This is a genomic window from Streptomyces sp. NPDC051218 (assembly GCF_044455475.1).
Classification (GTDB): Bacteria; Actinomycetota; Actinomycetes; order Streptomycetales; family Streptomycetaceae; genus Streptomyces.
This window is the reverse complement of record NZ_JBITEU010000019.1, coordinates 1-24,245: the sequence shown is the minus strand read 5'-3', so window position 1 is coordinate 24,245 and position 24,245 is coordinate 1. Positions and strand designations below refer to the sequence as shown.

Sequence of the window (24,245 nt, the reverse complement as noted above, 5' to 3'; positions counted from 1 at the left end):
AGCGCGCTTTCTAGCCCCGAAGCGCGCTTCCGAGCCTCCGCAGTCCCTCGGCGATCTCGTCGGGGGACTGCGTGACGAAGCACATCCGCAGGGTGGCGACGTCCGGCTCCCCCGCGTAGAACGGCGTCCCGGGCACGTACGCCACGTCATGCTTGACGACCTCGGGCAGCAGGGCCGCGGTGTCATAGCCGTCGGGCAGCTTGGCCCAGACGAACATGCCGCCCTCCGGCCGGAGCCAGGTGGACCCCTCGGGCAGCGCGTCCCCGATTCCGGCGAGCATCGCGTCACGGTTCTCGCGGTACTTCCCTGCGACGTGCGCGACGTGTGCGTCCAGGTCGTTGTCCGCCAAGTACCGTGCCGCGGCGAGCTGGTTGACGGTCGGGGTGTGCAGGTCGGCGGCCTGCTTGGCGACGACACAGGCCCTCAGGAGCGCCGCGGGCCCCCGCAGCCAGCCCAGGCGCATACCGGGCGCCATGACCTTGGAGAAGCTGCCGAGCAGGATGGTGCGGTCCTCGGCGCCGGGGTACGAGGCGATCCACGGCACGCGCTCCCCCTCGAACCGCAGCTCCCCGTACGGGTCGTCCTCCACGATCCACAGCCCGCGCCGCGCGGCGACGTCGGCGATGGCGGCACGGCGCCCGGCGGGCAGGGTGCGGCCGGTGGGGTTCTGGAAGGTGGGGACGGTGTAGAGCAGCTTGGGCCGGTGGAGGGCGACGAGTTCGTCGAGGGCGTCCGGGTCGATCCCGGCCTCGTCGCACGGCACGGGCACGACGTGCGCGCCCGCGAAGCCGAAGGCCTGGAGGGCGGCGAGGTAGCAGGGGTTCTCGACGAGGATGGTCTCGCCGGGCTCGATGAGGGCGGTGGCGAGCAGGGACAGCGCCTGCTGGGACCCGGTGGTGACGATGAGGTCGTCGGCCGAGGTCGCGAGCCCTCGCGCGGAGAACCGCTCGGCGATGGCGGTACGCAGGGCGGGTTCGCCCTCGGTGGTGGCGTACTGGAGCGCGCGCTCGGGCTGTTCGGTGAGCGCGGCCTGGAACGCGGCCGCGATGCCGCGCTTGTCGAAGAGGCCGGGGGCGGGGAGCCCGCCCGCGAAGTTGATGACCTCGGGCCGCGCGGTCACGGCCAGGATGTCCCGTACCGGAGAGCCCCCGACCGAGGCGGCACGCGCGGCGAGCGGCGGGGTGGGTGCGGCGGTGGGGGCGGGCTCGGTGACGGTCACGGCGACGGCTCCTTCGGCACGACGGACGGCTCGATTCGCACCCTAGGCACGTAAGTGCCGCCTACACACGCCATTCCGGAATGCGGACCGCGCCGTACGGACCGCCGCCGCCCCACCTCCGGCGACTACTCGCCGGTGTCCACCCCTTGGTCGTCGTCACGGTTCGTCTTCATCCACTTCTTGCCGTCGAGCGAGTACCCGTAGACGGGACGGCTCCGGTCGCCGCTCGTGGCGAACGGCTTGCCCGTGTCGTCGATGCGGACCGTCCCGTGCCGGCCCCCGCTCGACCACTCCAGCTCCAAGTACCACCGTACGTAGCGGGTGTTGGCGGTCGCGTTGATGTAGAACGCCTCCGGGTCGCTCGCGCTCACCTTGTACGGGAAGCCGCTCTCCCCCGCCTGCGGGGCCGGGCGTGGCACCGACGCGTCCAGGTTGACGTCGAAGGAGTGCTGGGGCACGCTGCCGCCGCAGCCGACGCCGAGGTATCCCATCTTGTAGTTGTTCCACGCGAGGGGCGCGCTGGTTCCGGCGACGCGGACGTTCAGTGACTCCAGGACGACGGTGTCCTTGCCCGTGCCCTGGACGGTCAGCTTCACGGTCTGCTCCCGGGCGGAGACCGCCCCGTTCGCGGACACCCAGCCGGCGGCGTCCTGTTCGTTGGGGGGCGGGGAGAGGGTGCCGGGGGCCTTGTCGACGAGATAGGGGTGGCCGCAGGGGGCGTCCCAGTACTGGGGCTGAGTGGAGACGGTCACCGGAGCCGGCCCGGTGCCACCCTCATTGCCACCGCTGCCACCGCCTTTGGGTGCCCGGGTCGAGCCATCGCCCTGCTCGCCTCCGCGCGCGGGCTTCTCGGTACCCGCCGTCTCCTTGCCGCCCTTGCTCTTCCCGGACTCCTTCGCGGAGGGGGACGCGGACTTGGCGTCGGGGTTCTTGTCCGTCTTCCCGCTCTCCTCGCTCGGGGAGTCGGTGGACACATGGTCACGGTCACCGCCGCCGGTAGCGGCCTGTACGGCGAAGGCGGTGGCGCCGAGTGCGATGACGACACCGGCGGCGACGAGGACACGCGCCCTGGGCAGACGCCGCCCGGCCGCCACGGGGGCACGCCCGATCACGATGCCGGGCGCGCCACTGCCGGGGCCCTCATCCGCGTCCGCGCCCTCGCCCCTCTCCTCGTCGGCCACGGTGTCAGGAGTGTCAGGAGCAGGGGCGGGGGCGGGGGCAGCGACGGGAGCAGGAGCAGGAGATGCCTCCTCCTTACGATCACCGCGCGACGCATCGGCCAGGATCCACCGCCGATGGACCTCGACCATCTCCTCCCGGGAGGCCCCGCACACCCGGGCAAGCCGCTCCAGCGGAGCGAACTCCGTGGGCACGGCGGACCCGTTCACATACCGGTGCAGCGTCGACGTCGACACATGCAACCGCTTGGCCAGCGCCCCGTAACTGAGACCCGACCGCTCCTTCAGCTCCCGCAGCAACTCCGCGAGATCGCCCGCCCCCACGCTCTCTCCATCCCATCCGGCCGTTCCAAGGAACGGAGTTTCCGCAGTTCACAGCCGTAGGACTGTCCCAACGTCCCCAACTGCCGTCCCACGCTGGCTCCTGGGACAAAACCCCGCACAAGCTGTGGCCATACAAGCACGCCGCATCCGGGGACACCTCGGCGCGGCTCACGTCGCTCCCGTCACACCGAAAGAGACCAGCCATGCGATTCACCACCAAGGCCGCCGCCACCGCCGCAGCTCTCACCGCCGCCCTCTCGCTCACCGCACTCGGCAGCGCCGCGTCGGCCGCGACCCCCGCCGCCAAGTCGGCGCCGGTCACCTGCACCGCCGATACCACCAAGGTCACCGTGGCCGAGGTCGACCGCCCCATCAACCACCTGCTCCTGAAGGCCAAGAACACGGGCACGAAGACGTGTTACGCGTACGGCGCCCCGTTCCTCCGCTTCGACGAGGGCCAGGCCGCCACTCCGTGGCTCGACGCGAGCAAGCCCCAGGCTGTCGTCACCCTCGAGCCGGGCCAGTCGGCGTACGCGGCCATCGGCACGTCGTCCCCCGAGGGCTCGGAGGGCTCCCAGGCCCACAAGCTGGACGTCCACTTCTCCAACCGCGCGATGAACGGCAGCGTGGGCAACCCGACGACGCCGAAGCTCCCGGAAGGCGGCGTGTACGTGGACAGCTCGGCCTACGTCACGTACTGGCAGACCACGGCTTCGGACGCCCTGTTGTGGTGACGACTGCCGTACCTGCGGGTGGGTGGCTGATGGCCCCTCCATCAGCCACCCACCCTCACCAACGGGTAAGTACCGCATGCCCAACGCCGCCCCCACCTCCAACCCCCGTAACCGTCCTGGGCCTGGGCCTCATGGGCACCGCCCTCGCCTCCGCCCTGGTCAAAGCCGGTCACCCGACCACGGTCTGGAATCGCACCGCCTCCAAGACCGGGCCCCTGGTCGCCCAGGGCGCCAACCCCGCGGCCACGGCCACGGAGGCGGTCGTCGCGAGCCCCCTGACCATCGTCTGCCTCACCACCAACGCGGACGTCCGCGCCCTCCTCACCCCGGAGGCGGAGTCCCTCGCCGGGCGTACGGTCGTGAACCTCACGAACGGAACGCCCGCCCAGGCAAGGGAGTTGGCGGAGTGGGCCGCGGGGCACGGCATCACGTACATCGACGGCGGCATCATGGCCGTCCCCCAGATGATCGCGACGCCCGCCGCGTACATCCTCTACAGCGGCACCGACGAGGCGGCCTTCGAGACGCACCGCGAAACGCTGACCGTGCTGGCCGAGACCAAGTGGGTCGGCAAGGACCCGGGACTCGCCGCCCTCTACGACCTCTCCCTGCTCACCGGCATGTACGGCATGGTGGCGGGCGTCGCGCAGGCCTTCGCGCTGATCGGCAGCGAGGGCGTCCAGGCCCGGGAGTTCTCGCCGCTGCTCGGGGACTTCGTCCTGGCGATGACGCACGGGACCGTGACGGAGACGGCCGAGGCGGTCGACACCGACCAGCACCTCACCGACGTGTCCGACCTCGCCATGAACCGCGAGGTGTTCCCCAACTTCCTTCAGGCGTACGCCGAGCAGGGCCTGCGGACCGACCTCTTCGAGCCCTTCCAGGGCCTCCTGGACCGCGCGGTCCAGCAGGGCCACGGCGCCGACTCCGCCTACGGAACTACGGAACCAGCACGACCTTCCCGGTCGTCTCCCGCCGCTCCATGGCCGCGTGGGCCCGAGCCGCCTCAGCGAGCGGGAACGTCTGCACCGCAGGCACCAACTGCCCCTTGGCCGCGGCCTCCAGGGCGCGCCGCTCCTGATCGGGGCCGTCCTCGGGCCTGGCCAGCAGCCGCATCAGCGCGTTGGTGACGGTGATGCCTCGCTCCTCCACGACACCCGGGTCCGGTTCGAACCCTTCCTGCGAGGACCACCCGATGACCACGTACCGCCCGCCCGCACCGATGAGCCCGAACGCGGCAGCGGACTTCTCCCCGCCCACCCCGTCGAGTACGACGCTGACCTCACGTCCGTCGAGGCGCTCACGCACGAGGTCCGCCCAGCCGGGCCGGTTGTAGTCGACGGCGAGATCGGCACCGAGTGCCCAGACGGCCTCCACCTTGTCGGCCCCACCCGCGGCGCCGATCACGACCGCGCCCACGGACAGCGCGTACTGCACCACGAGCCGACCTACGCCACCGGCTGCGGACGTCACCAACACCACGTCGTCCGCGGTGAGTTGCGCGACGTCCAGCAATCCCATGGCCGTCGACCCCGTCATCACCATCGTGACGGCGGCCTCGAACCCGAGCCCGTCCGGCACCTCGTGCAGCCGCGCGAGGTCGGCCACCGCCAGTTCGGCGTACCCGCCGGGTTCACTGCGCGGGGTCACGACGGGCCGGCCGAGCCATGCAGGGTCCACGCCGGGGCCCACCGCGTCGACGACTCCGGCGGCCTCCCCGCCGAAGACGGCGGGGAGTTCGGGCAGCGGCGGTGCCATGTCACTGGCGTCGCCGCGCCGCATGACGGTCTCGACGAAGTGAACTCCCGCCGCGCGTACGGCGATCCGCACCTGGCCCGGCCCCGCGACGGGGTCGGGCAAGGTCTCGTACGTCAGGTTCTCGGCGGGACCGAACTCATGCAGGACCACGGCGCGCATACGTCCTCCTCAGAACGTCGACGGCCCGTCGTTCGGAACGCCGATACACACCACCCTGCAACCTCAATCAAACTTGAGGTCAAGCCCGGCCATGCGCGCAGCCCTCAGAGCTGCCGCGCCACCTCGGTCGCCCAGTACGTGAGGATCATGTTCGCGCCCGCGCGCTTGATGCCGGTGAGCGACTCCATGATCGCCTGGTCCCGGTCGATCCAGCCGCGCTCGGCCGCCGCCTCGATCATCGAGTACTCACCGGAGATCTGGTACGCGGCGACCGGTACGTCGACCGCGTCGGCGACCTTGGAGAGGATGTCCAGGTAGGGGCCCGCGGGCTTCACCATCACCATGTCGGCGCCCTCTTCGAGGTCGAGCGCAAGCTCACGCAGGGACTCGCGGGCGTTGGCCGGGTCCTGCTGGTAGGTCTTGCGGTCGCCCTTCAGGGACGAGCCGACGGCCTCACGGAAGGGGCCGAAGAAGGCGGACGAGTACTTGACGGTGTAGGCGAGGATGGAGACGTCCTCGTGCCCGACCTGGTCCAACGCATCGCGGACGACGCCGACCTGACCGTCCATCATGCCGCTGGGACCTACGACGTGGGCTCCCGCGTCCGCCTGGACCTGCGCCATCTCCGCGTACCGCTCAAGGGTGGCGTCGTTGTCCACGCGTCCCTCGGCGTCGAGAACACCACAGTGACCGTGGTCGGTGAACTCGTCGAGGCACAGGTCGGACATGACGATGAGGTCGTCGCCGACCTCGGCGCGCACGTCACGCAGGGCGACCTGGAGAATCCCGTCCGGGTCGGTGCCGACCGTTCCGGCGGCGTCCTTCTTCTCCTCCTCCGGCACCCCGAAGAGCATGATCCCGGAGACCCCGGCCTCCATCGCCTCGACGGCGGCCTTCTTGAGGCTGTCGCGGGTGTGCTGGACGACGCCGGGCATGGCGCCGATCTCCACGGGGGTGCTGATGCCCTCGCGTACGAACGCGGGCAGGATCAGGTCGGCCGGGTGCAGCCGCGTCTGCGCGACCATGCGCCGCATGGCGGGCGTGGTGCGCAGGCGGCGGGGGCGGGCCCCGGGGAACGATCCGTACTTGGTCACTGTTCTCTTCACCTCACGAAAGACTGCGGCCCCGGCTGAGGATCTCAGCCGGGGCCAGGGAAGCAACTAGCCCGTCCGGCGATTGAGGACGAACTCGGCGAAGCCGGTGGTTACGGTACGCCGCATCCCGCCCCGCGCCGAAGGCTACGGTGCCGCACGCCGCCTACGGGACCCGGGCCGCCGCTCGCTGGGCCGGGTGACGGGGTCCCCCGCGTCCAGCGCGGCCATCCGGCGCCGCGTCCCGAACTCCGCGAGTGCCTCCGCCAGCTTGTGGACCGAAGGCTCCGGAGCCATCACGTCCACCCGGAGCCCGTGCTCCTCCGCGGTCTTGGCGGTGGCGGGGCCGATACACGCGATGACGGTCACGTTGTGCGGCTTGCCCGCGATGCCGACGAGGTTCCGCACGGTCGACGAGGACGTGAAGAGCACGGCGTCGAAGCCGCCGCCCTTGATCGCCTCACGCGTATCCGCCGGGGGCGGCGACGCGCGCACCGTCCGGTAGGCGGTGACGTCGTCGACCTCCCACCCGAGGTCGATGAGCCCGGCGACCAGCGTCTCCGTGGCGATGTCGGCCCGCGGCAGGAAGACACGGTCGATCGGGTCGAAGACCGGGTCGTACGGCGGCCAGTCCTCCAGGAGACCGGCGGCCGACTGCTCACCGCTGGGCACCAGGTCGGGCTTCACGCCGAAGGCGATCAGCGCCGCCGCGGTCTGCTCGCCGACCGCCGCGACCTTGATCCCGGCGAAGGCGCGCGCGTCGAGCCCGTACTCCTCGAACTTCTCGCGCACCGCCTTGACGGCGTTGACCGAGGTGAAGGCGATCCACTCGTAGCGGCCCGTGACCAGGCCCTTGACCGCGCGCTCCATCTGCTGGGGCGTACGCGGCGGCTCGACGGCGATGGTCGGCACCTCGTGCGGCACCGCGCCGTAGGACCGCAGCTGGTCGGAGAGCGAGGCCGCCTGCTCCTTCGTACGCGGTACGAGCACACGCCAGCCGAAGAGCGGCTTCGACTCGAACCACGACAGCTGGTCGCGCTGGGCGGCGGCGGACCGCTCACCGACCACGGCTATGACGGGCTGGCCTCCGTCGGGCGAGGGCAGCACCTTCGCCTGCTTGAGCACCTGGGCGATGGTGCCCAGGGTCGCCTGCCAGGTGCGCTGCCGCGTCGTCGTGCCGGCGACGGTGACGGTCATCGGGGTGTCCGGCTTGCGGCCGGCCGAGACGAGTTCACCGGCGGCCGCTGCCACGGAGTCCAGGGACGTCGACACGACCAAGGTCCCGTCGGATGCCCCCACCTCGCTCCAGCAGCGGTCGGACGCGGTGCGCGCGTCGACGAAACGCACGTCCGTGCCCTGGGCGTCGCGCAGCGGAACACCCGCGTAGGCGGGTACACCGACCGCCGCCGCGATGCCGGGCACGACTTCGAAGGAGATGCCCTCGGCGGCGCAGGCCAGCATCTCCTCGGCGGCGTAGGTGTCGAGGCCGACGTCGCCGCTGACGGCACGCACGACCCGCTTGCCGCCCCTCGCTGCCTCCATGACAAGATTGGTGGCGGCTCGCAATGACGAGGCTTCGGCGATCGCTGACGCGTCGTCAACTGCCCCTGGCTGAGGTGTGTCCACACCTCCCCTGGCATGCGCGGATACGACGTCGAGCACATCAGGCTCGGCGATCAGTACGTCCGCTCGGGCCAGCGCCTCGACGGCGCGCAGCGTAAGTAGTCCCGGATCTCCGGGTCCGGCACCCAGGAAGGTGACGTGCCCGTGTGCGGGAAGGCCGGGAAGGTTCGAGGTGGGGCTCAAAGTGCTCGCTCCCCCATCAGACCGGCCGCGCCCTTGGCAAGCATCTCGGCAGCGAGTTCGCGGCCGAGCGCCATGGCTTGGTCATGCGTCTCAGGCACGGGACCGGTGGTGGACAGCTGCACCAGCGTCGAGCCGTCGGTTGCCCCGACGACGCCGCGCAGGCGCATTTCCTTGACAATCTGCCCGTCGGCCAGCAAGTCGGCCAACGCACCCACAGGTGCGCTGCAACCGGCTTCCAGGGCGGCGAGCAGGGATCGCTCGGCGGTCACGGCGGCCCGGGTGTACGGGTCGTCGAGCTCGGCGAGCGCGGCGGTCAGTGACGCGTTGGACGCGGCACATTCGATCGCCAGTGCCCCCTGGCCGGGGGCGGGCAGAACTGTGTCGACCGACAGGAAGTCGGTCACCTCGTCGATCCTGCCGACGCGGTGGAGCCCGGCGGCGGCGAGGACGACGGCGTCGAGCTCACCCTTGTGCACGAACCCGATGCGGGTGTCGATGTTGCCGCGGATCGGCACGGTCTCTATGGCGAGTCCGTGGCTGCGGGCGTAGGCGTTGAGCTGCGCCATGCGGCGGGGCGAGCCGGTACCGACGCGCGCGCCGCTCGGCAGCTCGGGGAAGGTCAGCCCGTCGCGTGCGATGAGCACGTCGCGGGGGTCCTCGCGCAGCGGGACCGCGGCCAGGGCCAGGTCGTCGGGCTGCGCGGTCGGCAGGTCCTTCAGCGAGTGGACGGCGAAGTCGACCTCGCCGGCGAGCAGCGCGTCGCGCAGGGCGGTCACGAAGACGCCGGTGCCGCCGATCTGTGCGAGCTGCTCACGGGACGTATCGCCGTACGTCGTGATCTCCACGAGCTCTACGGGGCGGCCGGTCAACTGGCTCACTGTTTCGGCCACTTGCCCGGACTGGGCCATGGCCAGCTTGCTGCGCCGTGTCCCGAGCCTCAGTGCCCTCTCGGTCATGCCCGGCCTCGATTCGGATCTGTTTGCGTTGCGTTCTGTTCGGTGGGTTCGTTGACCTTGTCGGCCCTGCTGACGGCGGCGACCGTCTGCGGGTCGAGGTCGAAGAGGGTGCGCAGCGCGTCGGCGTACCCGGCGCCGCCGGGCTCGCTCGCCAGCTGCTTGACGCGCACGGTGGGTGCGTGGAGCAGCTTGTCGACGACGCGGCGGACGGTCTGGGTGATCTCCGCGCGCTCCTTCTCCGGAAGTCCGGGGAGCCGCCCGTCGAGCCGCGCGATCTCGTTCGCGACGACCTCGGCGGCCATGGTGCGCAGGGCGACCACGGTCGGCGTGATGTGCGCGGCCCGCTGCGCGGCGCCGAAGGCGGCGACCTCGTCGGAGACGATCGCGCGCACGCGCTCCACGTCGTCGGCCATGGGGGCGTCGGCGGATGCCTCGGCGAGCGACTCGATGTCGACGAGGCGTACGCCGTCGATGCGGTGCGCGGCGCCGTCGATGTCGCGGGGCATGGCCAGGTCGAGCAGGGCGAGCAGGACGTTGCCGGTCTCGACGATCGAGGGGCGGCGCCGGTTCTCGGGCACGCGCCCGGTGGCAGTCACGGCCGCGGCGAGCGCGGTGATGGTGTCGGCCTCGCGCTGCGGGTCGTCGCGGCGCTCGGCGGGTGCGTTGTCCACCCAGGCCGCGTGCTGCTCCAGGGTCGCGGCGTCCATCCCGGCGACGGCTTCCTCGCCCATGACGGAGAACCCGACGCCGCGGCCGACGGTTCCGTCACCGGAGAGCCCGAGCGGGCAGGCCTCGTCGGGGTCGGCGGGGACCTCGGCGGAGGCGCGCGGGGCGGGGGTGGCCGTGCTCGCGCCGCCGGCCGCGCGCGGCGCACCGACGACGGCGGGCGTGCCGGTGCGGTCGGAGACTCCGGCGGCGACGGCCTCCGCGGTCAGTACGAGACCCGTGGCGCCGGTGCAGGAGACGGCGACATCTGCACGTGTCAGTTCGGCCGCCACCTCGTCCATCGGCACGGCGCGCGCGATGGTGCCCGTGCCGCCCTCGGCGAGGATCTCCGCCAGGCGGTGCGCCCGGTCCAGGGTGCGGTTGGCGACGACGACCTCGTGGACCCCGGCGCGCGCGAGCGTCGCCGCGGCGAGCGAGGACATGGATCCCGCGCCGATGACGAGGGCGCGCTTGCCCTTGGCCCAGGTCTCGACGGGCTCGCGCCCGGCGAGCTGTTCGAGGCCGAAGGTCACGAGCGACTGCCCGGCCCGGTCGATGCCGGTCTCCGAGTGCGCGCGCTTGCCGACCCGCAGGGCCTGCTGGAAGAGGTCGTTGAGAAGGCGCCCCGCGGTGTGCAACTCCTGGGAGCGCGCGAGGGCGTCCTTGATCTGGCCGAGGATCTGCCCCTCGCCGACGACCATCGAGTCCAGGCCGCAGGCCACCGAGAACAGGTGGTGGACGGCTCGGTCCTCGTAGTGGACGTAGAGATAAGGGGTGAGCTCTTCGAGGCCCACGCCGCTGTGCTGGGCGAGCAGCGTGGACAGCTCGGCGACACCCGCGTGGAACTTGTCCACGTCGGCGTAGAGCTCGATGCGGTTGCAGGTGGCGAGCACGGCCGCTTCGGCGGCGGGCTCGGCGGCCAGCGCGTCCTGCAGGAGCTTGGCCTGCGCGTCCGCGGTGAGCGCGGCCCGCTCCAGGACGCTCACCGGAGCGCTGCGGTGGCTCAGGCCGACGACGAGGAGACTCATGCCGGCATCACGGCGGGGACGTCCCCGTCGGGTCCTTTGCGCTGCTGCTTGGCGGCGGCGGGCGGCACGACGCCGTCGGCCGCGGCTTCCTCGCCGGCCTTGCGCTGCTCGTGGAAGGCGAGGATCTGCAGCTCGATGGAGAGGTCCACCTTGCGTACGTCGACGCCATCGGGCACGGAGAGAACGGTGGGCGCGAAGTTCAGGATCGAGGTCACACCGGCGGCGACGAGCCGCTCGCAGACCTGCTGGGCGGCGCCCGCCGGGGTGGAGATGACGCCGATGGAGACGCCGTTGTCGCTGATGATCTTCTCGAGCTCGTCCGTGTGCTGCACCGGCATCCCCGCGACGGGCGTGCCCGCCATGGCCGGGTCGGCGTCGATCAACGCGGCGACACGGAAGCCGCGCGAGGCGAACCCGCCGTAATTGGCAAGGGCCGCACCGAGGTTACCGATACCGACGATCACGACGGGCCAGTCCTGGGTCAGACCGAGCTCGCGTGAGATCTGGTAGACGAGGTACTCGACGTCGTAACCCACACCGCGTGTCCCGTAGGAACCGAGGTAGGAGAAGTCCTTGCGCAGCTTCGCGGAGTTGACCCCCGCGGCGGCCGCGAGCTCCTCGGAGGAGACCGTGGGCACCGAGCGCTCCGACAGAGCGGTGAGGGCTCGGAGGTACAGCGGAAGCCTGGCGACGGTGGCCTCGGGAATCCCTCGGCTGCGGGTCGCCGGTCGGTGAGTTCGGCCAGTTGCCACGGTGCTCCTGCGGGTAGAGCGGGGCTGCAGGCGGTCACACGTCCCCAGACCGCCCCGTCGAATGCAGGCTATGTCTTTGTGAACGCGTGCACAAAGATGGTGTCCGATTTGCCCGGCCAACGTGACCGGGGTCACGCGCCCCGGGCGCGTGTTCCTGGAACCGGCGCACATGAGGCCGCGGTGCTCAATTGATGGGGGCAAAACCGCACACTCTCCTCACGATCATCGCCCCCGAGACCAAAACCGCCCACGATCCTAAGGGACCATTCCGGCCGTTTGGACTCGTCGGTCAGTGACGATTCGGACTACGGAGCGAGCTCGCGGCGCAGTCGGTCCTCGTTCACGCGCCAGAAGGTGTGCTGTTCCCCGTCGACCAGAACCACCGGGATCTGCTCCCAGTAGGCCCGGTTGAGCTCTTCGTCCTGCGTGATGTCCTTCTTCTCCCATACGACTCCCAGCTCGCCGCAGACCTTCTCGATCACCAGCTGTGCTTCATCGCACAGATGGCAGCCGGGCTTTCCGATCAAGGTGACCGTCCGGTCCTGGGGCTTCTTCTTCTCCGTACGGCGAAAAATCGGGCTCATGACACCATTCTCGCCCCGCCGACGCGCCGCGCGGGCGCCTCTTTTACGGTGCGGTCGCGCAGAGTTCACAGCGCCGAATCCTGCCGACTCCGGAACGACCGAACGAACTAGCTATGCTCACGACATGGCCGCTCTCGGATGGCTCACCCCCCGTAGGCGCTCCGCCACTGCGCGAAGCGTGCTGGCAGGCGAGGCCTCGGCTGAGGCAGCGCGCAAGACGTCCCAGGAGCTGGAGGCCCTCGACGAGGCCGCGGTCCTCGACGCGGGGCCCCAGGAGCCCGAGGAGCCGGAGTTCCCGGTCTTCGGCGACGACAAGGCCGCCGCCTTCTTCGACCTCGACAACACCGTGATGCAGGGCGCCGCGATCTTCCACTTCGGCCGCGGCCTCTACAAGCGGAAGTTCTTCGAGCGCCAGGAGCTGGCCCGATTCGCCTGGCAGCAGGCGTGGTTCAGGCTCGCGGGCGTCGAGGACCCCGAGCACATGCAGGATGCCCGCGACAGCGCCCTGTCCATCGTCAAGGGCCACCGGGTCGCCGAGCTGATGTCCATCGGCGAGGAGATCTACGACGAGTACATGGCCGAGCGCATCTGGCCAGGCACCCGCGCCCTGGCCCAGGCCCACCTGGACGCGGGCCAGAAGGTCTGGCTGGTCACGGCCGCCCCGGTGGAGACGGCGACGATCATCGCCCGCCGCCTCGGCCTGACCGGCGCGCTCGGCACGGTCGCCGAGTCCGTGGACGGCGTCTATACGGGAAAGCTCGTCGGTGAGCCCCTGCACGGCCCGGCGAAGGCCGAGGCGGTGCGCGCGCTCGCGTCGGCGGAGGGCCTGGACCTGGCCCGCTGCGCCGCGTACAGCGATTCGCACAACGACATCCCGATGCTCTCTCTCGTCGGGCATCCGTATGCGATCAATCCCGACGCCAAACTGCGCAAGCACGCGCGCGAGCGGGACTGGCGGCTGCGTGACTACCGCACCGGCCGCAAGGCCGCGAAGGTCGGCATCCCGGCCGCCGCGGGCGTCGGCGCCATCGCGGGCGGCACGGCCGCGGCCATCGCCCTGCACCGCCGCCGCCACTGAACATTCTCTCGGTCCTACCCCGCCCGGCCCCTCGCCAGTCACGTTGGTAGCACTCGGCCACAACACGCCCCGTGCTGAGACGGAATGTGACCCATATCGATCAACAAGCGGTCACTCTGCGCTACTTGAACGGACATAGACCGGTTACAGAAGCGACGTAATCGGTGATTTGAGCAACTGGGTGTAGTGCCGCCTGTACGAAGCGTTATTCTCCTCAGACGCATTACGGACCCCACACGTCGCTACGACGGGTGAACGGTTCCGCACTGCACGTGATGGAAGCTCTGCCTCTGGGAGTCCCGTGTACCCACACGTCGGGGTTGACGCCTCGGGCCTGGCTACGCTGCGCGCAACGGTCGCCGACCGCTTGCGCGGCTTCGTCCCCACCGCGTACGCCGGCCCCGCCGTCCCCGCATTTGCCGTCCCCACACCCGCCGGGCCCGTCTATGCCCTGGCGGACAGCGGCGCGGCGGTCAGCAGACGGGCCCGTTCCGCCTCTGCCGCCACCTCAACCCCCACCCACCGCCGTCCCGCCGCGGACAGCGACAGCGCCCGCATGATGGACCTCGTCGAACGCGCCCAGGCGGGCGAGTCCGACGCCTTCGGCCGTCTCTACGACCAGTACAGCGACACGGTCTACCGCTACATCTACTACCGCGTCGGCGGCAAGGCGACCGCCGAGGACCTCACCAGCGAGACCTTTCTGCGCGCCCTGCGCCGCATCAGTACCTTCACCTGGCAGGGCCGCGACTTCGGCGCCTGGCTCGTCACCATCGCTCGCAACCTGGTCGCCGACCACTTCAAATCGAGCCGTTTCCGCCTCGAAGTGACCACGGGCGAAATGCTCGACGCCAATGAGGTCGAGCGCAGCCCCGAGGACTCCGTCCTGGAGTCCCTCTCCAACGCCGCACTGCTGGACGCCGTGCGCCGCCTCAACCCCCAGCAGCAGGAGTGCGTGACCCTGCGCTTCCTGCAAGGCCTCTCGGTCGCCGAGACCGCCCGGGTCATGGGCAAGAACGAGGGCGCGATCAAGACCCTCCAGTACCGCGCCGTCCGCACGCTGGCCCGGCTGCTGCCCGACGACGTGCGCTAGCGCCGCACGCCGTCCGCGGCCCTCTGTGACCGTGCGGAGCGTCCAACTCACGCTCCGTGGCGGCCAGATGGCCGTGACGGAATTAGGGCGGTCCGATCATCCTCCGTCCGTAACCCAAGTGCCGCGACGCTCGTTGTGCGGGATGCAGGCTCCCTGTGGTCGCCCTCTGACTACCTCCGCTCACTCTTTCGTGTGGAAGTGCTCAGGTCGGGCAACCCTCAGGACCCCCTGGGGAGTCGACCGTCATGACGAGAGGAGGTGCCGCCAGTGATCGCGAACGTATCGGCACACCGGCGGGCGAACGCCTTCGCCCAGGCCCTGGAGGAGCAATCCGACCAGGGCCCGGCGGCCGAGCAGTCCGAAGGTTCCGTCACGCCCGATCCCGTGCCGTCCGAACAGACGGCACCGGACAGGATGTTGACCCTGGCGAACGGCCTCGGCGAGCTGCCGAAGCCGGAGCTGGATCCCGAGGTGAAAGTGGTCCAGCGGGCCCAGCTCGTAGCTGCCATGGAGGCCATGCTCCTTGAGGGCACGGCCGCGGGCGGTGGGACGATCGGCACCTCGGTGCCCGAACAGCGGTCCCGCAAGGGTGCCCACCGGGCCACGGGGCTGCGCAAACTGAAGCCGCGCTCCCGGCTTTCGCAAGGCATCGCCGCGGGCGGTCTCACCGTCGGCGTGGCCGCCGGCGCGTTCAGCGGGGTGGCCGCGGCCAGCTCCGACGCACTGCCGGGCGATTCGCTGTACGGCCTGAAGCGCGGCATGGAAGATCTCAAGCTCGGCATGGCCGACGGCGACAGCGACAAAGGCGGGGTCTATCTCGACCACGCCTCGACGCGCCTGAACGAAGCCCGCCGGCTGATGGAGCGAGGCCGCAGCGGCGACCTCGACCACGAATCGCTCGGTGAGATCAGGCGAGCCCTCTCCGGCATGCGGCACGACGCCACGGAGGGCCACCGCCTGCTCCACCAGGCGTACGAGAGGGACGGCTCGATCGGCCACATCCAGACCCTGTCCGCCTTCACCGAGTCGCACCGCAGGAGCTGGAGCGACCTGCAGAGCAGGCTGCCCGTCCAGCTCGGTGACGTGGGCGAGCAGGTGAGTTCGGTCTTCGACGCGATGGACCAGGAGGTGGAGCCCCTCCGCTCGCTCCTCCCGCGCACACCGGACAAGAGCGACGCTCCCGGGCAGCCGAGCCAGGGCGACTCGTCCGGCTCCACGACCCCGGACAGCCCCTCCGCCCCGGACTCGTCCCCGCGGGAGGGTTCGAGCTCCGACAACAGCAGGCCCCGCCCGTCCACATCGGACGGCGGCAGCAAGGACGACGGACTCCTCGGCGGCAACACGGGCGGTCTCCTCGACCCGCCGAAGTCCGACACGACTCCGAGCAGCCCGGCGGACGGCAAGTCGTCCGCCAAGGAGTCCCCGTCGGCCAAGCCTGACGTCACGGTCCCGCCGATCCTGCCCGGCCTGCTGCCGGGTCTGGGGATCGACGAAGAGGACGTGAAGTAGCAGCGGCGACGCGACATGGGTGAGGGGCCGGACCTACGAGGTCCGGCCCCTCACCCATGTCTCAGAAGGCACCCATGTCTCGGAAGAAGACACTCGGGTCTCAGAAGAAGACCGACCGCCGCTGCACGAGCAGCTTGTACAGCGTGTGCTGGATCTGCTCCCTGACCTGGTCGGTCAGGTTGAACATCAGCATCGGGTCCTCCGCCGCCTCCGGCGGATACCCGTCCGTGGGAATCGGCTCCCCGAACTGGATCGTCCACTTCGTCGGCAACGGCACGGCGCCCAGCGGCCCGAGCCAGGGGAACGTGGGCGTGATCGGGAAGTAGGGGAAGCCGAGCACCCGCGCCAGCGTCTTCGCGTTGCCGATCATCGGGTAGATCTCCTCCGCCCCCACGATCGAGCAGGGAACGATCGGGGTTCCGGCCCGCAGCGCGGTGGAGACGAAACCGCCCCGCCCGAACCGCTGCAGCTTGTAGCGCTCGCTGAACGGCTTCCCGATGCCCTTGAAGCCCTCCGGCATCACCCCGACCAGCTCGCCCCGCTCGAGCAGCCGCTCGGCGTCCTCGGCGCACGCCAGCGTGTGCCCCGCCTTGCGCGCCAGTTCGTTGACCACCGGCAGCATGAAGACGAGGTCCGCCGCGAGCAGCCGCAGATGCCGCCCGTCGGGGTGGTTGTCGTGCACGGCGACCTGCATCATCAGGCCGTCGAGCGGGAGCGTCCCCGAGTGGTTCGCGACGATCAGCGCCCCGCCGTCCGACGGGATGTTCTCGATGCCCTTCACCTCGACGCGGAAGTACTTCTCGTACAGCGGCCGCACCAGGGACATCAGGACCTGGTCGGTCAGCTCCTCGTCGTAACCGAAGTCGTCGACCTCGTACTCGCCCGTGAGCCGCCGGCGCAGGAACGCGAGGCCGCCCGCGATGCGCCGCTCCAGGCCACCGCCACCGCCCCGCTGCTCGGGCCCGCCGCCGGCGCCGGGCTCCGCCCCGATGGCCTCCTGGCGCGCAGGCTTCGGCTCGGCCCGCTCCACCTGCGGCTCCCCGTCCTGCTGGCCGGGCATGGCCGTGACCTCACGCACGGCTGCCGGATCGTTCTTGCGCCGGGCCGTGCCCGCGCCCCTGCGCCGCGTCGGGCGCTGCGCACCCGCGCGCGACCGGTCGTCGTCGAACGGAATGACCTTGGCGTCCGCCATCGTTGACGCTCTCCTCAGTTGGCGCTCTGGTTGCCCGCGAAGGGCAGCGTGGCAATCCGGTCGATGGCCCCCGCGACGGCCTGCGGCGGCAGCAGCCCCGGACCCCGACTGCGTACGAAATCCGCGAAGGTCTCCGCGGTCGTGTACTTGGGGCTGAAGCCCAGTGTCTCGCGCATCTGCCGGGTGGCCACGACCCGGCCGTGGGTGAGCAGCCTGATCTGCTCGGGTGAGAAGTCCGTCACGCCCAGCGTGCGCAGCGCCGTGCCGACCCAGGTGACCGCGGGCATGAACACCGGCAGCGTCGGACGCCCGAGGCGCCGTGCGCACTGCGACAGGAGCAGCAGGCCGTCACCGGCGATGTTGAACGTGCCGCTGTTGAGCGTCCCGCGCTCCGGTTCGCGCGCCCCGATGTGCAGGACCTCGATCGCGTCGTCCTCGTGCACGAACTGCAGCCGCGGGTCATAGCCGAAGACGGTCGGCAGGACCGGCAGCGAGAAGTACTCGGCGAGCGGGAAGTCCGCCGCGGGCCCCAGGATGTTCGCGAACCGCAGCACGCAGACCGCGACGTCCGGGCGGCGGCGCGCGAAGCCGCGTACGTACCCCTCGACTTCGACCGTGTCCTTGGCGAAGCCGCCGCTCGGCAGCGACTTCGGCGGCGTCGTCTCGGTGAAGACCGCGGGGTCGCGCGGCGCGGAGCCGTACACGTTGGTGCTCGACTTCACCACGAGCCGCTTGACCGTCGGCGACTTCTGGCAGGCACCGAGCAGCTGCATGGTGCCGATGACGTTGGTCTCCTTGAGCGAACCGCGGTTCCCGCCGGCCAACGCGGTGCCCGTGACGTCCATGTGCACGACCGTGTCGACGGAGAACTCGGCGAGCACCTTGGCGATCGCGGGCTGCCGTATGTCGGCCTGGACGAAGTCGGCGCCGCCCAGATGGTGCTCGGGAGGGACCGCGTCCACGGCGACCACCCGGTCCACCTCAGGGTCCCGGAGCACACGTCGGACGAACCGTCCGCCGAGTGGTCGGGCCACCCCGGTCACGAGCACGACCTTGCCCAAGATCAGCGCCTGCCTTCCCCAGCCCTCGAAGTCCTGCCGCGCCCCATCATCTCTCTCCTGCCACACGCTAGTGGGTGGATGTTGCGCTGTGATGACCGCCTGCTGCAGGAAGTGACGACGTCCACATCCAAGCGCACGGACCAGACCCTACGGAAGACGCCCAGGACAATCAGGACAACCCTGCGAGCACTTCGCGAACATCCCGGCGGGTACCCCGAAAACGCCGAAGCCCTCCCGCCGGATGACGGGAGGGCTTCGGTACGCGCTGAACAGCTGTCGCTTACTTCTTGTTGCGACGCTGAACGCGAGTGCGCTTCAGCAGCTTGCGGTGCTTCTTCTTGGCCATCCGCTTACGCCGCTTCTTGATAACAGAGCCCACGACTACCCTCGCTCACTTCTCATCACTCGGTGCGGGGCAGCTGACTGGGCCCACACGACCTACGTCGGCCCTAGCCTACCCGTCCCCGGGTGAGGGACGTAATCGAGGGGGATCGACCGGCTCCGGTCAGCCCGCCTCGACTCCTACATAGGATTCGCGGAGGTACTCGTGAACCGCCTGCTCCGGGACCCGGAAGGACCTTCCGACCCGGATGGCGGGCAGATGACCGCTGTGCACCAAGCGGTACACGGTCATCTTGGACACTCGCATCACCGAGGCGACTTCCGCCACGGTCAAGAACTGAACCTCGTTCAGCGGCCTCTGGTCTGCAGCCATGACACCCCACCTGAACCTTCCGCACATGACGGGCACCGGCTTCCCCTTCCGGTGACGCTTCGTCGCTGCGCGCTCACTCCCCAGACTAGGGGCGGATGATGCGAGTGGGGAAGAGGAGTAGCGATCGGCCGCCTACTGTGACAGACACGCTCGATTGAGTACATAGCGAGTAAGCGGTCGGTAGTAATCAGACCGCACAGCGTCATCAAGCGGAACGACGACGGACACCTGCCCCTCGGCCTCTCCGACGAACAGCGCGGGATCATCCGTATCCGCCAGACCGATCGCCTCAAACCCCAGCTGACCTGCCCCGCAGACCCATCCGTGGTCCCCGATGACAAGCTCGGGAAGCGGTCCCTCGGCCTCCGCGGCAGCCGCGAGAGCGGCTCGAACCGGGAGCGGGGAGTGGGTATGTGCGCCGGTCTCACTCCCGGTGGGACGCGCGCCGGGTTCCCGCACCAGCGCGACTCCTTGTACGTAGTCAAGGTTGTACGTGCGTAGACCGAACCGGGTCGTTATGTCGACACTGTTGCCCTCCGCAGGGGTGAGAACGGTGCACCCGGCCGCCGACAAAGCGTCCGCCAGGGCGGCGTAGAAACCGAGGAGACGGTGCGGATGTCCTGTCCCGAAGAGCACGGGATGCCGCCTTCGTGCCGCTTCCGCGAGCCGCTCGGCGAAGGCGTCGAGCGCGGCCAACGTCCGCTCCGGGTCGATGACATCGACCCCCGAGGTGTGCCGCGGGTCCGCGGACACCCCGCACTTGTCGGCCATGAGCCCGAGCAGGTCACCGGGCCCCCAATTCCACTCGGGATCGAGACCGAGCAGTATCCGCGGGTCCCGGGCCGCGAAGAGCCGATAGCTCCGCAGGCTCTCTTCCCGCGTGGTGGCCACGGGCCCGGCCAGCCGGGCAGCCAACAGATGCGCACGTAACGCTCCGGTGCTCAACACGCTGTGAGCGTGTCGCAGGGAACCGCCTGGCGCCCCCAAAACTGCGGATATCCCCCACAGTTGGGCTAACAGGCCGATAATCCAGGCCGGGACCGGGATACCCAGCCCGGCCGGCGTTTGAGTCCACCCCACCCAGCCCAGCCGGCGTTTGAGGCCATCTTTTCGGGGGTCCAGGGGGCGGAGCCCCATGGTTTCGGGAAGGGGCGGGCTTGGGGAAAGCCCCGCAGGGCCAGCCCGAACCAGTGCAGCCCCTACGGCAACAACCCCCGCAGCGGAAACGCCGAGCGGCGAGCAGCAAGCACCGCCTGATCAAGCCGATCCGCAGGGTCGTACCCGTCCTCCCACTCCGCCCAGGAGACAGGCCACCGCCCATCCGTCATCCGCGCAGGCGCCAACTGCCGGGTGCGAGCGAAGACTTCCTGCCGCCAGGCCTCGGGGATCTCCGCGGAGGGTGAAATCTCCCGCCCCGCGGCGATCGCGGTCAGATGCGTCCAGGACCGCGGCACCACATCCACCACGGCGTACCCGCCCCCACCCAGCGCGACCCAGCGCCCATCGGCGTACGAATGCGCCAACTCATGGCAAGCGACCTGCACGGCCCGCTGAGCATCAAGCGAAACGGCAAGATGCGCGAGGGGATCCTCGAAGTGCGTGTCAGCGCCATGCTGCGTGACAAGGACCTGGGGCCGGAAGTCGGCGAGCAGCTCGGGCACCACCGCATGAAAGGCCCGCACCCACCCCGCGTCCCCCGTCCCCGCGGGCAGCGCGACATTGACGGCCGACCCCTCCGCCATGGAGGCCGCCCCCGTCTCCTCGGGCCACCCGGTCTGCGGAAACAGCGTTCGCGGATGCTCGTGCATCGAGATCGTCAGAACCCGCGGATCGTCCCAGAAGGACGCCTGCACCCCGTCCCCGTGGTGCACGTCCACATCCACGTACGCGACCCGCTCGGCGCCCAGTTCGAGGAGCCGCGCGATGGCCAACGAGGCGTCGTTGTAGATACAGAAACCCGAGGCGGACCCCGGCATCGCATGATGCAGCCCGCCCGCGAAGTTCACCGCGTGCAGCGCTTCCCCACGCCAGACCGCCTCGGCCGCACCCACCGACTGCCCGGCGATCAGCGCCGACGCGTCGTGCATCCCCGCGAAGGCGGGGTCGTCCGGGGTGCCGAGGCCGTAACTGCCGTCCGCCGACGACGGATCGGCGGACGCGGCCTTGACCGCCTCCACATAGTCCCCGCGATGCACGAGCCGCAGCGTCGAGTCACCGGCACGCTTGGCCGCGACCACCTCCAGCTCACGGTCGAGCCCGAAGGCACCGACCAGGCTTCTGGTCAGCGCGAGCCGGACCGGGTCCATGGGGTGCTCAGGACCGAAGTCATAGCCCGTTACTGCCTCGTCCCACATCAGCTGTGCGTGGCCGCTCATGCCCGTCACCGTATCGGTCCGCTCCTGGGGCGAAAGAGCGGGCGTACAACAAGGTCACGAGCACCAACACCATGGGAACGAGCATCGCCCCGCGGTAGTTCCAAGCATCCCCGAGCGCACCCACCAGCGGTGAACCGATCAGGAATCCGACGTAGTTGAAGATGTTGAGCCGCGCGACGGCGGCATCCGAGGCCCCCGGGAAGAGCCGCCCCGCCGCGGCGAAGGTCTGCGGAACGATCACACACAGGCCGATCCCCAGCACGGTGAAGCCCAGAATCCCGGTCCACGCACCGGGAGCCACCGCCACGACGGCGAACCCGATGGCGCCCACCACCGACCCGGCCCGCACCACCGCCACGGCCCCGAACCGCCGCACCCCCAGGTCCCCAAGCGCCCGCCCGAGCAGGGTCATGACCATGTAGACGTTGTAGGGGACGGTAGAGACCTCCTCCGAACTCCCAAGGACGTCCTGCAGATACTTCGCGCTCCAGTTGGAGACGGTCGAATCCCCGATGTACGCGAAGGTCATCACCAGGCAGAGCGGCAGGAGCAGCTTGAAGACGACGGGCCCGCCCTTCCCCGCGCCGGCGCCCCCGTCCGCACCGGCGCCACCGTCCTCAACGACGCTACCGGCATCGACGTACCACAGGCTCCCCACCAAGGCCGCAGGCAACAGCACCACGACCACCGGCAGATACGACAGGAAGAGCGAAAGATCCCAGTGCGCCCCGGCCCACGCGATCGACGCCCCCGCGATCCCGCCCAGGCTGTACGCCGCGTGAAACCCCAGCATGATGCTGCGCCCGTACGCCCGCTGCAGACTCACCCCGAGCATGTTCATGGACGCGTCGAGCGCGCCCACCGCGAGCCCGAACGCCCCCAGCGCCACGGCCGCTTGCCACAGGGCGTCACCCGCGCCGACCCCGAGCAGCGCGAGGAGCACCACAGGCTGCGACCACCGCAGCACACGGCTCGGCGGCACCCTCTTGACCAGCCATTCCGTGCCGACGCTCCCGACGCCGGCGAGGATCGGCACAGCGGCCAGAAACACCGGCAGCAGGCCGTCGGATATCCCGTACCGATCCTGAATGGCGGGGATCCGCGTCACAAGGAGCGCGAAGGTGACGCCCTGCACCAGGAAGCTGAACGCCAAAGAGGCCCTGCCGCGCCGCAGCTCATCTGTCATGGCTGCTGAGCGTAGGACCCCTGACTACCAGTGGGTAGATAGATCACTCAACCAATTCCCGGCCACACCGCGCCACATCACGCCTCACCGCGCCTCACATCCCGAGAGCGGCGACCTCCTCGGTCACCTTCTTCTCCATCGGGTCGACGACGAGCGCACCGCTCACCACGACCGTCGCCGTGATGGTGACCGCCGCGATCGCACCGCCGAGCCACACCATGGTGTCGACCGGCAACGTATAGGCCCCCACGACCCGCACCGCGGCCTCGCCGAACAGTGCCACGCCCCACATCACCGAGAACGTCCGCTCCATCCGCGCGAACCGTCCCCGCTCGGCGATCAGCCGCTCCCACACAGTGGCCCGCACCGGATTCCCCTTCGTGACCCAGGGCTTGAGCCCCACGGTCATCAACGGCCGCCCCGCGGCCACGGACACCAGCACGGCGAGTCCGACCATCGCGGTGATCCCACTGTCCTTGGCGAGCATCAGGCGCGGGTCGCCGGCCAGCAGGCTGAGCAGCAGCCCGACGATGTTGGCGGCCAGAATGAGCGCCGCCAGGCCGTTGACCCGCCGCTCCTTGACCACGCTCCACAGCGTCCGCCCGGCGGGCACCACGCTGCTCCAGGCGAGCGCGGCCATCGTGCCCATCCCAAAGCCCTTGCTGAGCAGGTAGTACGAGGCTGTGGGCACCACCGCGTCCAGGACGAGCGGCTTCAACGACTCCCAACGGGGCTGCCGGACAGAAGCGCCGACTGCTGTGTCTGCGGCCGGGGTGGCGAGCTGGCTCATGGGGATCGGTCCTCCGTCGTCACTGGCACTGTCACTGTCACTGGCCTCGGCACTGGGTGCGTCGGTTCGTTCTCGATGTACTCAGCGTCGCCGCGACCGCCCACCGGCCGACAGAAACGATCGTCCGGACCTGGCAATGACAAATGTCAGGCCACTCCCCCGGCCCGCGTCATACGAGCAGGTCAGCCAACTCCCCCATGTCCCCGAAGAGTTCAGTGGCGCCCGAGAGCCGCTCGGCCGGAGTCATGGCCGTGAAGCCGTACACATCCATCCCTGCCACCACAGCGGCCCTCACCCCCAACGGACTGTCCTCCACCACCACACACCTCTCGGGCGCCACTCCCATGCGCTCGGCGGCGTACAGGAAGAGATCCGGCGCCGGCTTCCCCCGCCCCACGTCCTCGGAACTGAAGATCCGCTCGTCGTCGAACCACCGGTCGAGCCCGGTCCGCCGATGCCCGACGCGAATCCGCTCATGACTACCGGAGGAAGCAAGGCAGTACGGCACTCCGTCAGCCACCAGCTTCTCCAGTACGTCGACGGCCCCTGGCACGGGCTGCAACTCCCGCTCGAACGCGGAAAAGACCCGACCGTGAAAGGTCACGTCAAAGTCCTCGGGCAGCCGCTGCCCACTGCGCTCAAGAACAAGATCGTGTACGCGATGGACGGCGGCCCCCATGTAGTCACGCAGGGAGTCCTCGTACGTGGTGGGATGCCCGAGCTCGGTCAGATAGGCGGCGAGGATGGAGTTGGAGAGCGGCTCGCTGTCCACGAGAACGCCGTCATTGTCGAAGATGACCAAGTCGTATCGCATAACTCGACCCTAAACGCAGAAAAGAGCCCTCGACGGGCCCTGGAACGCAGAAAACCCCCGCACCCAGAGGGTGCGGGGGTTTCCCGTCAATAATAGTTCGGCGGCGTCCTACTCTCCCACAGGGTCCCCCCTGCAGTA

At 70.0% G+C, this 24,245-nt stretch carries 22 protein-coding genes and 1 pseudogene; 5 read left to right on the top strand and 18 right to left on the bottom strand.

Annotated features, from left to right (window positions below; translation table 11 throughout):
- Positions 1 to 10: 10 nt before the first annotated feature.
- A complete protein-coding gene (locus tag ACIBCK_RS38140; protein WP_399397837.1) occupies positions 11 to 1,219 on the bottom strand; it encodes a PLP-dependent aminotransferase family protein in 1,209 nt (402 codons plus the stop codon).
- 125 nt (positions 1,220 to 1,344) lie between these two features.
- Positions 1,345 to 2,721 carry a helix-turn-helix domain-containing protein gene (locus ACIBCK_RS38135; protein WP_399397835.1) on the bottom strand — a complete coding sequence of 459 codons (1,377 nt, stop codon included), beginning with the start codon at positions 2,719 to 2,721 and terminating at the stop codon, positions 1,345 to 1,347.
- Between the two features lie 203 nt (positions 2,722 to 2,924).
- Here ACIBCK_RS38135 and ACIBCK_RS38130 point away from each other — a divergent pair, with 203 nt between their 5' ends.
- Entirely contained in the window at positions 2,925 to 3,455 is a 531-nt protein-coding gene (locus ACIBCK_RS38130) for a DUF4232 domain-containing protein (RefSeq protein ID WP_399397833.1), read from the top strand.
- 29 nt (positions 3,456 to 3,484) lie between these two features.
- Positions 3,485 to 4,342: pseudogene (locus ACIBCK_RS38125) on the top strand (NAD(P)-dependent oxidoreductase); the annotation flags it as partial.
- A 52-nt stretch (positions 4,343 to 4,394) separates the two neighbouring features.
- On the opposite strand, the gene ACIBCK_RS38120 reads toward ACIBCK_RS38125, so the two are convergent.
- From ACIBCK_RS38120 to ACIBCK_RS38090, 7 genes are all read right to left on the bottom strand, one after another.
- Positions 4,395 to 5,372 carry a zinc-binding dehydrogenase gene (locus ACIBCK_RS38120; RefSeq protein WP_399397831.1) on the bottom strand — a complete coding sequence of 326 codons (978 nt, stop codon included), beginning with the start codon at positions 5,370 to 5,372 and terminating at the stop codon, positions 4,395 to 4,397.
- A 104-nt stretch (positions 5,373 to 5,476) separates the two neighbouring features.
- Complete coding sequence (gene hemB / locus ACIBCK_RS38115) at positions 5,477 to 6,466, bottom strand: porphobilinogen synthase (protein ID WP_399397829.1); 990 nt, start codon at positions 6,464 to 6,466, stop codon at positions 5,477 to 5,479.
- Between the two features lie 144 nt (positions 6,467 to 6,610).
- The gene (locus ACIBCK_RS38110; RefSeq protein ID WP_399397828.1) at positions 6,611 to 8,269 is read right to left on the bottom strand and encodes a uroporphyrinogen-III synthase; all 1,659 of its coding nucleotides are present in this window, start codon (positions 8,267 to 8,269) and stop codon (positions 6,611 to 6,613) included.
- A complete protein-coding gene (gene hemC / locus ACIBCK_RS38105; protein ID WP_399397826.1) occupies positions 8,266 to 9,225 on the bottom strand; it encodes a hydroxymethylbilane synthase in 960 nt (319 codons plus the stop codon). Before hemC ends, ACIBCK_RS38110 begins: the two co-directional genes overlap by 4 nt.
- The gene (locus tag ACIBCK_RS38100) at positions 9,222 to 10,958 is read right to left on the bottom strand and encodes a glutamyl-tRNA reductase (protein ID WP_399397825.1); all 1,737 of its coding nucleotides are present in this window, start codon (positions 10,956 to 10,958) and stop codon (positions 9,222 to 9,224) included. Before ACIBCK_RS38100 ends, hemC begins: the two co-directional genes overlap by 4 nt.
- Entirely contained in the window at positions 10,955 to 11,710 is a 756-nt protein-coding gene (locus ACIBCK_RS38095) for a redox-sensing transcriptional repressor Rex (RefSeq protein WP_399397823.1), read from the bottom strand. The genes ACIBCK_RS38100 and ACIBCK_RS38095 overlap by 4 nt, the downstream gene beginning before the upstream one ends.
- Before the next feature lie 305 nt (positions 11,711 to 12,015).
- Positions 12,016 to 12,294: a glutaredoxin family protein gene (locus ACIBCK_RS38090; RefSeq protein ID WP_399397822.1), complete on the bottom strand. Its 279-nt coding sequence runs from the start codon at positions 12,292 to 12,294 to the stop codon at positions 12,016 to 12,018.
- Positions 12,295 to 12,418: 124 nt separating this feature from the next.
- On the opposite strand from ACIBCK_RS38090, the gene ACIBCK_RS38085 reads away from it, so the two are divergent.
- From ACIBCK_RS38085 to ACIBCK_RS38075, 3 genes are all read left to right on the top strand, one after another.
- On the top strand, positions 12,419 to 13,372 hold the full coding sequence (locus tag ACIBCK_RS38085; RefSeq protein WP_399397821.1) for an HAD family hydrolase: 954 nt from the start codon (positions 12,419 to 12,421) through the stop codon (positions 13,370 to 13,372).
- A gap of 301 nt (positions 13,373 to 13,673) precedes the next feature.
- Complete coding sequence (locus ACIBCK_RS38080; protein WP_393472577.1) at positions 13,674 to 14,465, top strand: ECF subfamily RNA polymerase sigma factor, BldN family; 792 nt, start codon at positions 13,674 to 13,676, stop codon at positions 14,463 to 14,465.
- Between the two features lie 267 nt (positions 14,466 to 14,732).
- Positions 14,733 to 15,974 (top strand): DUF5667 domain-containing protein, encoded by a 1,242-nt coding sequence (locus tag ACIBCK_RS38075; protein WP_399397820.1) that lies wholly within the window; start codon positions 14,733 to 14,735, stop codon positions 15,972 to 15,974.
- A gap of 100 nt (positions 15,975 to 16,074) precedes the next feature.
- On the opposite strand, the gene ACIBCK_RS38070 is transcribed toward ACIBCK_RS38075, so the two are convergent.
- From ACIBCK_RS38070 to ACIBCK_RS38030, 9 genes are all read right to left on the bottom strand, one after another.
- A complete protein-coding gene (locus tag ACIBCK_RS38070) occupies positions 16,075 to 17,166 on the bottom strand; it encodes a lysophospholipid acyltransferase family protein (protein ID WP_399397819.1) in 1,092 nt (363 codons plus the stop codon).
- A gap of 14 nt (positions 17,167 to 17,180) precedes the next feature.
- Positions 17,181 to 18,227, bottom strand: a complete 1,047-nt coding sequence (locus tag ACIBCK_RS38065) for an NAD-dependent epimerase/dehydratase family protein (protein ID WP_399397888.1) — start codon at positions 18,225 to 18,227, stop codon at positions 17,181 to 17,183.
- A gap of 280 nt (positions 18,228 to 18,507) precedes the next feature.
- The gene (locus ACIBCK_RS38060; protein ID WP_003948845.1) at positions 18,508 to 18,606 is read right to left on the bottom strand and encodes a 30S ribosomal protein bS22; all 99 of its coding nucleotides are present in this window, start codon (positions 18,604 to 18,606) and stop codon (positions 18,508 to 18,510) included.
- Between the two features lie 126 nt (positions 18,607 to 18,732).
- Entirely contained in the window at positions 18,733 to 18,942 is a 210-nt protein-coding gene (locus ACIBCK_RS38055; protein WP_157869005.1) for a helix-turn-helix domain-containing protein, read from the bottom strand.
- Between the two features lie 132 nt (positions 18,943 to 19,074).
- Entirely contained in the window at positions 19,075 to 19,890 is an 816-nt protein-coding gene (locus ACIBCK_RS38050) for a phosphatase (protein ID WP_399397818.1), read from the bottom strand.
- A 251-nt stretch (positions 19,891 to 20,141) separates the two neighbouring features.
- Entirely contained in the window at positions 20,142 to 21,317 is a 1,176-nt protein-coding gene (locus tag ACIBCK_RS38045) for an acetoin utilization protein AcuC (RefSeq protein ID WP_399397817.1), read from the bottom strand.
- Positions 21,268 to 22,503: an MFS transporter gene (locus ACIBCK_RS38040; protein WP_399397816.1), complete on the bottom strand. Its 1,236-nt coding sequence runs from the start codon at positions 22,501 to 22,503 to the stop codon at positions 21,268 to 21,270. The genes ACIBCK_RS38045 and ACIBCK_RS38040 overlap by 50 nt, the downstream gene beginning before the upstream one ends.
- 94 nt (positions 22,504 to 22,597) lie before the next feature.
- The gene (locus ACIBCK_RS38035; protein ID WP_399397815.1) at positions 22,598 to 23,293 is read right to left on the bottom strand and encodes a VC0807 family protein; all 696 of its coding nucleotides are present in this window, start codon (positions 23,291 to 23,293) and stop codon (positions 22,598 to 22,600) included.
- A gap of 169 nt (positions 23,294 to 23,462) precedes the next feature.
- Positions 23,463 to 24,107: an HAD family hydrolase gene (locus ACIBCK_RS38030; protein ID WP_399397814.1), complete on the bottom strand. Its 645-nt coding sequence runs from the start codon at positions 24,105 to 24,107 to the stop codon at positions 23,463 to 23,465.
- Positions 24,108 to 24,245 lie beyond the last annotated feature (138 nt).